We start from the raw sequence: 5,928 nt of genomic DNA, 5'->3' as shown, positions 1-5,928 counted from the left end.
GTCCAGCCGCGCCGGCGCGGGCGCGGCCGGACCGCCGGCAGCGCGGTGGTCACTTGCCCAGGGCCGCGTTGATCGCCGTGGCGGCCTCGTCGGTGGCCGCCACGATCGTTGCCATTCCGGTGAACAACGTCTAGATCAATGTGGGCAGTACGGCCTGCGCGTCGATCTTGCCCCAGCCGGGGTCGAGCGGCACGAACTTCGTCCCGGCGTCGATGGTGGACAGGAACGGCTTGAGGAAGGGTTCCTGGCCGGCCACCTCGGTCCGGGCGGCCTGCAACGTCGGCAGGTTGCCCATGGCCGCGTACATCTTGGTCTGGTATTTCTTGCTCGCCAGCAGGGTGAGGAAGTCGGCCGCGAGAGCCGGCCGCCGGCTGTTGCGCATGATGCCCAGGTTGTTGCCGCCGGCGAAGGCCGGGGCGATCGAGCCGGGCTTGCTGCCGGGCAGCGGCACCACGGCGTACTTGCCCTTGGCCGCGCCCGCCTCGACGGCGGCCCGGTTGAAGTTGCCGATGATGGCCATCCCGGCCTTGCCGCTGGCGAACAGCTCGACGGTCTTGCCGCCGGTGAGGTCGGCGCACTGCTGCGGCGGGCAGTTGTCCGGCTTCAGCAGATCCGTGTACGCCTTCAGCCCGGCCCGCGACTGCGCCGAGTTGATCGAGGTGATGTCCCCGCCGGCGTCCCAGATGAACGGCAGCGCGCCGAACGTGTACTTGCCGCCGACCGCGATGCCGAACAGCTCCGGCTTCTTCGCGCGGATCGTCCGGGCCGCCGCGGTGAGCTCCGCCTGACTGGTCGGCGGGCGCAGGCCGAGCTCGGTGAACACGTCGGTGCGGTAGTACAGCGCGCGGACGCCGAGGTACCAGGGGACGCCGAGCAGCGTGCCCTTGAACGTGGCGCTGGCCTTGGCGTCGGCGCTCAGGTCGGCGCCCTCGGGCCAGGCGGTGACGGCCGGGCCCAGGTCGGCCAGCCCGCCCGCGGCCGCGTACTCGGGCAGGTCGGTGTTGCCGTACTCGACGACGTCGGGCGCGCTGGCCGGGTCGTTGAAGGCGCCCTTGAAGCGCTCGCTGCGGGTGTCGACCGCCAGGTAGGCGATGTCGACCTTGGTGCCGGGGTGCGCGGCGGTGAACTCGGCGACCGCCTCCTGGGCCACGGCCTCCTTGGGCGCGCGGTTGGGCTCGTCGAAGAGCCACACCTTGAGGGTGCCGGTGCGGGCGCCGCCGTCCGAGGGCGCGGCGGTGGGCGACGAGGTGGACGGGGCGCACGCGGTCACGGTGAGGGTGAGGGCGGCGGCAACCGCCAAGCGCAGGCGCAGACGCATAGGGGCACTCCTGACGTTCACTGAGGAACCAGGTTCGTAAGTAGTTCGTTGGTGAACTGCCCTCAGAGTGGAGTGTGGAGCCCCGGCCGTCAACCCTCAGAAGTACGTGTGCAGCACGTCCACGACCACGTTCCCGTCGTCCACCACGGGGATGAAGCGCCACTTGTCGAAGGCGGTGCACGGGTGCGACAGACCGAAGCGCAGCAGGTCACCGACAGCGGGCGATCCGCCGGTCACGTACGTGTGGTGGTCGTTCATCTTCGTCACGGTCAGCCCCTCGGTGACCGGCAGTCCCTCGTCGAAAGGCGCGTCCCGCTTGCCCATTCCCACGATGGCCAGCCCGGGCTCCGGAGTGGACAGCACCTGGGCCCAGATCTCCAGGGCGGCCGCCAGGGACCCGTCACCCGGCTCGCGGTTGAACGGCGTGCGCTCCCGGTAGAAGCCGTCGTCGTGGGTCACCGAGGCGCCGCTGCGCAACACCGCGCGGACCCGGTGGCCGTCGAGCCACTGCCCCTCAAGTGCCTTGATCACCCGGTCGAACCAGGCGCTGCCGCCGGCCGAGACCAACACCTCGGGACCGGCCAGGTCGGCGACCGCCCGGGCCGCCTCGACCAACGTGGCCAGGAACGCGTCCACCGCCTCGACATCGGGCAGCGCGCCTTCGTAGGCCGTCACCCCGAGCAGGGAGACCCCCGGCGCATCCGCGGCCGCGCGGGCCACGGCGACAACCTCTTCGACGGTACGGCAGCCCGTCCGCCCACCCGGATGCCCGAGCTCGACCAGCACCGGCAGCCCGCCCGCCGCCGCCACCGCCTGCACCCCGGCCACGGAGTCGACCTGGAGGAGCACCTCCCAGCCGGCGGCGGACTCGGCGGCCAGCCAGCCCAGCGCGGTCGGGTCCAGCACCTCGTTGGCGATCAGCACCCGGGGCGCCCCGAGCCGGCGCAGCACCAGGGCCTGGCTCGCCGTCGCCACTGTCATCGCCCAAGCCCCCGCCGCCAGTTGGGCGTCCAGCAGCGTCGGGGCCATCGACGTCTTGGCGTGCGGGGCGAAGGAGAACCCGTACCGCTGGGCGTACGCGGCCATCGTCGCGATGTTCGACCGTACCGCCGAGTCCCGGACCACCAGCAGCGGCCAGGTGAACGAGCCGTCGAACAGGTGATGCCGCGCAGCGGCGAAGTCGCGGGTGGTGACCTCGCCGGCCGGCAGCCAGAAGCCCTTGGCCCGCCAGTCGATGAGCTCGTCCGGGATGTCGAGGGTCATGTCCGTCTCCTCAAGCTTGACCAGGGGGGCGCTTTCGCGCACGCTACTACGGACCAATTACGAACCACTAGGTGTGCGGCGGGGGGCGAGGCGTGCCGGCGGCGATGGTGATCGGCCTGGTGCTGCACACGAGCCACCGCCCCCGCTTCGAGGAGGCGGCCCGCACCCTGACCGGGGTGACGTTCGCCTGGGCGGTCTACGAGCACGAGGATCAGATCCGAGAACGGGTCGCCGGGCTGCTGCGGGCCGAACGGCTGGACGGGCTGCTGCTGGGGCTGGTCCCGTACGCCCGGTCCCGGGATCTGCTGCCGCCGGAGCTGCCGGTCGCGGTGACCCGCTCGGCCGCCTTGGATCTGGCCCTGGCCTGGTCGCGGGCCCGCGGCAACGGCTGGCCGGCCACCCCGGTCAGCATCGACACCTTCGCCCAGGAGACCGTCGACGAGGTGGCCACCGCGCTGGAGCTGGACCGGCAGGCGATCGCGTGCCTGCCGTTCGAGCCGGAGCAGCCGATCGCCGACGTCGTCGGGTTCCACCGCGAGCAGCTGGACCGCACCGGCGCCGCGTACGTGATCAGCGTCCGTACCGGTGTCGCGGCCGCCCTCGACGGCAGCGTCGCCGTCCTGCACGCCCTGGCCACACCCGGCACGATCCGCGCCGACCTGCACGAGCTGGCCCTGCGCATCCGGCACAAAAGGGCCGACGGCCTGCGCTTCGCCGCCGGGGTGTTCCTCATCGCCAAGCCGGAGGAGAGCCCCGACCTGGACCGGGCCCGGGTGGGCCTGCTGCACCTGCTGCTCAACACCCCGGATTTCGCCGACGCGTGGATCGACAACCGGGGCCGGCGCGGTGTCGTGGTCTTCGCGCACGCGGCACTCTTCGAGGCGATCACCCACCAGTGGGTGGGCCTGCCGGTGCTCGCCGAGGCCCGCGACACCCTCGGCATCCGCGCGGTGGCGGGCTTCGGCCTGGGCGACTCGGCCCGGCTGTGCGTGACGCTGGCCGAGCGGGCCGCCGCCCGGGCCGAGCAGGACGCCGAGCCGGGCGCGTACCTGATCTCCGACAACGGCATGATGATCGGCCCGATGGGCGCCGGCGGGACCCCGCTGACCTACACCTACCGCGAGCACGGCGGCATCGAGGCGCTGGCCGGACGGGTCGGGCTGAGCCCGGCGACGCTGTCACGCCTGGCCGCGATCGAACGCAACCTGGGCGGCCGGCCGGTCTCGCCCAGCGAGCTGGCCCGGTCGCTGGGCATCACCGACCCGAGCGGACGGCGGCTCATCCGCAAGCTGAGCGAGTCCAGCCTGGCCGTCGACGACGGCAGCTCGCAGGTGCACCGCAAGGGCCGCCCGACCCGGCTCTACCGGCTGGCCATCACCGCGGCCCTCGAAGGTGCGGCATGACCTACGACCTGCTGTTCACCGGCGGAGAGGTGCCGGGGACGGGACCGGCCGACGTGGCGGTGCGCGACGGGCTCATCGCGGCCGTGGGACCGGGCCTGACCGAGGATGCCCGCACGGTGGTGGACGTCGCCGGGTTGCTGGTCACCCCGGGACTCGTCGACCTGCACACGCACGTCGGGCCGGGCTACTGGGGCATCGAGCCGGATCCGATCGCCTGGCGCTCCGGCGTCACCACCTGGGTCGACGCCGGGTCGGCCGGGGCGTACACCCTGACCGGGCTGCGCCGGATGGTGGCGGGCACCGACGTACGGGTGCCGGCGCTGCTCAACATCTCCGCGGTGGGGCTGGCCGGGCGTACCGGGGAGAGCCGTGACCTGGACAACTGCGACACCGCGCTGGCGATCGACACCGTGCAGGCGCATCGCGACCTGATCCGCGGCATCAAGGTCCGGATCGACCGCGAGACCGTCGGTGACAACGGCGTCGAACCCCTGCGGCGCGGCCTGGCCGCGGCGCAGGCCTGCGGCATCCCGGTCATGGTCCACATCGGTACGGCCCCACCCGCGCTCGACGAGGTCCTCGGCCTGCTGCGCCCGGGCGACATCGTGACGCACTGCGCGAGTGGCATCGCCGCTCCCCTGGGCCCGGCCGTGCGCGCCGCCCGCGAACGCGGCGTGCTGCTCGACATCGGCCACGGCTCCGGCGGTTTCGCCTTCGACGTGCTCGAACGTCAGCTCGCCGAGGGCCTGGCCCCGGACACGGTCTCCACCGACCTGCACGCCCGTTCGGTGCACGGCCCGGTCTTCGACCTGCCGACCACGATGGCCAAACTGCTCGCCGCCGGCCTGCCGCTGGCCGAGGTGCTCGCCGCCGCCACCGTGCGTCCCGCCCGCGCGCTGGGGCTCCCCGGCGGGACGCTGGACGTCGGCGCCCCCGCCGACCTGGCGGTGTTCCGGATCGAGGAGGGCGCCTTCGAGGTCGTGGACGCTCACCGTCAGGTCCGGCACGCCCCGCTGCGGCTGGTCAACGAGGCGACGTACGTGGCCGGCCGCCGGATGATCCCCCGGCTGAGCCAGCCCACCCCACCGTGGATCCCGCTGACCGACGCCCAGCGCGCCGCCCTCGCCCGGCGCGAGCGCGACCTGCGCATCCTGCTCACCGCGCCGCTGGCCGGCGCGGACGGCCTGGCCGAACAGTTCCCGAGACCGACACCGAGGAGTCCGTAATGCCGAAGCGTGCCATCATCACCGACCTGGCCGCACCCGCCGGCGGCCCCTACTCGCACGCCGTCGTCGCCGGCGACACCATCTACTTGGCCGGCGCGGTCCCGGCGCTGCCGGACGGCACCCGGGTCACCGGCAGCTTCGCCGAGCAGGCGCACGCGGCTTTCCGCAACCTGGCCGCCGTGGCCGAGGCGGCCGGCAGCAGCCTCGACCAGGCCGTCCGGGTCGGCGTCTACCTGCGCGACTTCGCCGACTTCGCCGAGCTCAACGAGATCTACCCGCAGTACATCAAGGGTGAGCACCTGCCGGTGCGCACCACCCTGCCGGTCCCGCTGGTCGGCTTCGACATCGAGATCGACGCCGTGCTCTACACCGCCTGACGCCTGCGCACCCACTCGACGGCCTGACGCACCGCGGCGCGTGACTCCTCGGTGTGGTCGGCGATGTCGAAGCTGTGCTGCCCGTTCGGCACCTCGATGAGCTCGACGTCGCCGGCCCGGGTCAGGAACGTCTCCACGCCCGCGGCGAAGCCCGGGTGCTCGCGGCCCACCCGGGTCAGCAGGAGCGGCGGGGCGCCCGGCCCGACCGCCTCGGCCGGTGCGGCGAAGCCCGGCGCGGCCACCATGCCCGGCAGTGGGGTCACCACCGGATAGTTCAGCGCGATGCCGCGCAACCAGGCGGGCGCGTCGCGGAGCCAGCCGGCGCTGAGCATGGCCCCGCC

5 protein-coding genes and 1 pseudogene are annotated in these 5,928 nt (G+C 73.2%); 3 read left to right on the top strand and 3 right to left on the bottom strand.

Annotation, left to right across the window (positions count from 1 at the left end; translation table 11 throughout):
* Nucleotides 1–130: 130 nt before the first annotated feature.
* Together AB0C29_RS29940 and AB0C29_RS29935 are read right to left on the bottom strand one after the other, a co-directional pair.
* Nucleotides 131–1,318 (bottom strand): extracellular solute-binding protein, encoded by a 1,188-nt coding sequence (locus tag AB0C29_RS29940; RefSeq protein WP_360827024.1) that lies wholly within the window; start codon nucleotides 1,316–1,318, stop codon nucleotides 131–133.
* 96 nt (nucleotides 1,319–1,414) lie between these two features.
* Complete coding sequence (locus AB0C29_RS29935) at nucleotides 1,415–2,581, bottom strand: alanine racemase (protein ID WP_360827020.1); 1,167 nt, start codon at nucleotides 2,579–2,581, stop codon at nucleotides 1,415–1,417.
* A 92-nt stretch (nucleotides 2,582–2,673) separates the two neighbouring features.
* On the opposite strand from AB0C29_RS29935, the gene AB0C29_RS29930 reads away from it, so the two are divergent.
* From AB0C29_RS29930 to AB0C29_RS29920, 3 genes are read left to right on the top strand one after another with little or no spacing between them, the layout of a single operon-like run.
* Nucleotides 2,674–3,984: a transcriptional regulator gene (locus tag AB0C29_RS29930; protein ID WP_360827017.1), complete on the top strand. Its 1,311-nt coding sequence runs from the start codon at nucleotides 2,674–2,676 to the stop codon at nucleotides 3,982–3,984.
* A complete protein-coding gene (locus tag AB0C29_RS29925) occupies nucleotides 3,981–5,210 on the top strand; it encodes an amidohydrolase/deacetylase family metallohydrolase (RefSeq protein ID WP_360827014.1) in 1,230 nt (409 codons plus the stop codon). The genes AB0C29_RS29930 and AB0C29_RS29925 overlap by 4 nt, the downstream gene beginning before the upstream one ends.
* Nucleotides 5,210–5,587: a Rid family hydrolase gene (locus AB0C29_RS29920; protein WP_360827011.1), complete on the top strand. Its 378-nt coding sequence runs from the start codon at nucleotides 5,210–5,212 to the stop codon at nucleotides 5,585–5,587. Before AB0C29_RS29925 ends, AB0C29_RS29920 begins: the two co-directional genes overlap by 1 nt.
* Here AB0C29_RS29920 and AB0C29_RS29915 read toward each other — a convergent pair.
* Nucleotides 5,575–5,928: pseudogene (locus AB0C29_RS29915) on the bottom strand (alpha/beta hydrolase); the annotation flags it as partial. The gene AB0C29_RS29920 and the pseudogene AB0C29_RS29915 overlap by 13 nt on opposite strands.

The organism is Actinoplanes sp. NPDC048791 (assembly GCF_040650095.1).
Lineage (GTDB): Bacteria > Actinomycetota > Actinomycetes > Mycobacteriales > Micromonosporaceae > Actinoplanes.
This window is presented reverse-complemented; position numbering and strand designations above follow the sequence as displayed.

Excerpts from the sequence above, each read along its gene's own strand:
- AB0C29_RS29935 (WP_360827020.1), bottom strand. The coding sequence starts at position 2,581 with ATGACCCTCGACATCCCGGACGAGCTCATCGACTGGCGGGCCAAGGGC.
- AB0C29_RS29920 (WP_360827011.1), top strand. The coding sequence starts at position 5,210 with ATGCCGAAGCGTGCCATCATCACCGACCTGGCCGCACCCGCCGGCGGC.
- AB0C29_RS29925 (WP_360827014.1), top strand. The coding sequence starts at position 3,981 with ATGACCTACGACCTGCTGTTCACCGGCGGAGAGGTGCCGGGGACGGGA.
- AB0C29_RS29940 (WP_360827024.1), bottom strand. The coding sequence starts at position 1,318 with ATGCGTCTGCGCCTGCGCTTGGCGGTTGCCGCCGCCCTCACCCTCACC.